The organism is Bacillota bacterium, assembly GCA_040754675.1.
Taxonomy (GTDB): domain Bacteria; phylum Bacillota; class Limnochordia; order Limnochordales; family Geochordaceae; genus Geochorda.
Genome location: JBFMCJ010000450.1, coordinates 1 through 3,343, shown reverse-complemented (window position 1 = coordinate 3,343; position 3,343 = coordinate 1). Strand labels below are relative to the sequence as shown.

The following is a 3,343-nucleotide window of genomic DNA, read 5'->3' as shown; positions in this document are numbered from 1 at the left end:
CGTCCCACGGGATCAGCAGGAAGCCAATGAAAATGAGCTGCCACAGCTGGAAGGATGCCTCGACGCGCTTGTAGAGCAGCGCCAGGCCGCCCATGACCACCCCAAAGGCTGCGCCCTGCACGATGAGCAGCACCAACGTGACTGCCACGTCGAAGATCGGAATGTGCAACGGCTGGCACGTGACGACCACCGCAACGAGAAGGACCAGGGCCACGATCACCAGGTTGGACACGTTGGCGGCAACCGTCTCGGGACGTGACCCAGCCCCCAGGGGGACAGGGCCTGCTGTTCTAAGTCTAAGTCCCTTCGCCGGCACCCTGGGTGATCCGCTCCGTGAAGTCCTGAAAGGCAGCCAGCATCGCAAGCCAACTGATGAACCCCACGACCAGAGCACCTCGGGTCTGCCCCAGTTGAAACCCGGCCGGTACGAGGCTGATCCCGTAGAACAGGAGAAGGAACAAGAGAAAGACCGTAATCAAGCCTGCAACGAGGTTGAACGGATACCGGCGGAGCGATACCCAGACTCGCAGGAAACCTGCCCCAGCAGCCGCCATCCGCTGTAAGAGGTGGCCGGCGCACCGTGCTGCGCAGAGACAGCCCCAGGCCCTCGTTCACTCATGCGGCTCGCCCTCCTCCTCGGTGCACTTGTTTCTGCCAACGAGGGCGCGCTGCATGCAGGGGTCGCCTCGAATGAGCCGAAGGTAGGCCTGCCGCAGGTCCGGCTGGTCCCGCGCTATCTAGTCGATGACAAAACCGCTTTGCCGCACCACGTCGAGGTAGTCAAAGAGCTGCTCGGGGTCGGCCAGGTCCAACTCAAGCGCCCACCGGTCGCCCTCTTGTCTGGCCGGAGCCGCAAGCGCGGCCTCCAACGCCGCCGGGAGCGGCCTGGACGGGCTGCCCACCCGGTGGCCCGTTTCCAGAAGCCCGCGCGTCACCACTGCCAGACCACCTCCGCCACCAAGACCGGCCCTCTTTCACGCCACGCCTACCGAAGCTCGTTCGGTCCGGCACACCAGATTTCCCGGATGTCCTCACACGGGTCATCGAGGGTGAAGTCCACGGCGTGGCGCTCGAAGGCCATCTTCAGGAAGAGGCCGGCGGGGATGCGGGGCAGGTCATCCTTGTCGCGGCCGAGTTCGTCGCACCACCACTCGAGCAGCCCCTTGTCCCCCTTGGAGCCGGCACAGCGTTCGCAGGCGTAGACCTGGTTTTGAATGCCCACGGGGCCGCCCAGGTGGCGTGGGATGACCTCGACGACCACGTGACCGTCGGCCGACCCACAGAAGACACAGATGCCGGGCTGCCGCGCGAGCTTCTGGATCTCCCGGTCGTAGTCGGACATCGAGATGTCGCCAGAAGCCAGACGCTTGTACCGATCGATGACGAACCGATAGTTGCCCTTCTCGCCGGCCGACGGCGCGATGACAAGCTTGGCGTAATAGTAGAAGATGAAGTCTCGAACCCGTCTCGGTACCGCTCGGGACGGCATGGCCTACTCCCCCTGGAACAAGTCGGGCCACAGGGTCTCGAGGAGGCTCTCCAGCGTCTCCACACCCCTCACCTCGGCCAGCTCCCCCACGGCCGGGCCGTAGCGGTCGGGGCGCAGCCGCTCCAGCTGTGCGGCGCAGTCCGACGAGACGTACACCCGCTTGAACCGTCCCTTCTGCGGCCCGGCCAGCAGCACGGCGAGAGCGGCCAGGTAGGTGCCCTGGGGCGGGCGGATCCGCCGGGTCAGGTCGAGCTCGCCCACAAACAGGCTGTCCTGCGGCACGGCGCGCTGCAGGTACGAGCTCAACAGGGCCAGCGCAATGGGCAGGTCCAGCTCCTGCAGGTACTGCTGGCGGCGGGGGATGTAGCAGTTGATTTCGTACGAGAGGTCCGTGAGGTCGACGTCCTTGAGGGTGCTGAGCACGCTGAGAAGTTGCTTTACCTTCTTGTTGGGAAGGAACGGCGCGTTGAGTTCGGGCGAGGAGCCGTAGCGCGGCAGGCTCACCGACGCCTGGCCCTCGGCCAGTTCATCACCCACCCCGCCGTAGCCGAACACGACGGCGCTTTTGGCCGACCGGTGCGGCGACTCGACGACGCGGCCGCGGCTGTCCATCACCAGCACCACCGGGTCGAGGACGGCGGGGCCGAAGCGGTTTTTGGGGACGAAAAAGGGACGCAGGCGAAAGGCGCGGCGGATGTAGAGGATGGCGTCCACGTTATGTTCGAGGTCGCGGGGGCCGGCTATCTGGCCCCGCTTGGTGACGTGCCCGATCAGGATGGTGACGAGCCCCTGGGCCTTGGCGTGCTCGGCAAACTCGTAGAGGGCTTTGTACTTGCGGGTGGCGGCCGGCGAGAGGCCCCGCCCCTGCACCGAGTCGATGACGATGGCCTGGATGCCGTGGTACTCCTCGCCCTCGGTCAGGATGCGGCGGGCCAGGAACCGGGGCAGGCTGTCGATGTCGTCGATGGAGTCGTCCAGCAGGAAGTTGTCCTCAAGGCGCGGCGGCAGCCGGTCGTCGGGCTGGGCGTGAATGCGCTGCACGGCCCGCTTGAGGTCGGCCAGCGACTGCTCCGTGGTAACGTACAGCACCTTCATGCCCTGGGCAGCGAGTGCCCCCAGGGCCTGGACGGCGAGCGTCGTCTTGCCGATGCCGGGCTCGCCGGCCAAAAGGTAGACGCCGCCCCGGGTGAAACCGCCCCCCAGGGCCCGCTCCAACCACGGCAGGTCGGGTATGGGGGTTTTCTCTGGCCCCTTGGTTGCGATTTCAACCAGCCTGGGCACGGCTTTCGCCCTTCCTGCTCCCGGGCGGAGGATTCGCCGCCGGCCCGATCCCATCCTTCGGAACGATTACCACGCCGTGGCAATCTCGCGAAACGCCCCCCGTGCGGCGGAGCCGAAGCAGCCGTCACGGGCTTCGCAGGACCGTCACCTCTCAATCGAACCCGTCGCCCTCGAGAGTGAGGTAAAACCAGCCGGGCTCCTAGCGCCTGCACCCGGGATGGCCCAACGGACTTCCCACAACGAACCCGCCACGTAAAACGCCCCCGTCCGGTAGGGCGCCTCGTCCACCAGCCGGGCCCGGGCACTCGTCCAGCGCAGGCGGTCGTCGTAAGTGAGCGTCGGCTCAGAGATAGGCCTCGGCACCGGCACGCTTCGCAGTACCGACGACCCACCCGCCCCCGCCGCCGGCGGCGCCGAACCCGCGCCGGCAGAACCCCCGTGCACCCGCACCGACCACCGGCAGTCGCTCGGCGTGTCCAGCTCCAGGTAGAAGCGCCCCGGCCCGGCGTGGACGACGGTCTCGTCCGACAGGCCCGAAGCGCTGTCGTAGAAGTCATGGTCGGCGCCGTGCAC

Annotated in this window: 6 protein-coding genes; all 6 read right to left on the bottom strand. The window is 67.0% G+C overall.

Going from position 1 to position 3,343, the window contains the following annotated elements; all coding sequences use genetic code 11:
• The coding region (locus tag AB1609_18845; GenBank protein ID MEW6048505.1) for a hypothetical protein at nt 1-232 on the bottom strand (232 nt) is incomplete at its 3' end.
• Nucleotides 233-296: 64 nt separating this feature from the next.
• Nucleotides 297-554 carry a hypothetical protein gene (locus AB1609_18840; GenBank protein ID MEW6048504.1) on the bottom strand — a complete coding sequence of 86 codons (258 nt, stop codon included), beginning with the start codon at nt 552-554 and terminating at the stop codon, nt 297-299.
• 183 nt (nt 555-737) lie between these two features.
• The gene (locus AB1609_18835; protein ID MEW6048503.1) at nt 738-935 is read right to left on the bottom strand and encodes a hypothetical protein; all 198 of its coding nucleotides are present in this window, start codon (nt 933-935) and stop codon (nt 738-740) included.
• A 50-nt stretch (nt 936-985) separates the two neighbouring features.
• A complete protein-coding gene (locus tag AB1609_18830; GenBank protein ID MEW6048502.1) occupies nt 986-1,489 on the bottom strand; it encodes a hypothetical protein in 504 nt (167 codons plus the stop codon).
• A gap of 3 nt (nt 1,490-1,492) precedes the next feature.
• The gene (locus tag AB1609_18825; GenBank protein MEW6048501.1) at nt 1,493-2,770 is read right to left on the bottom strand and encodes an ATPase domain-containing protein; all 1,278 of its coding nucleotides are present in this window, start codon (nt 2,768-2,770) and stop codon (nt 1,493-1,495) included.
• Between the two features lie 144 nt (nt 2,771-2,914).
• A partial coding sequence (locus AB1609_18820) for a hypothetical protein (GenBank protein ID MEW6048500.1) occupies nt 2,915-3,343 on the bottom strand: 429 nt, incomplete at its 5' end.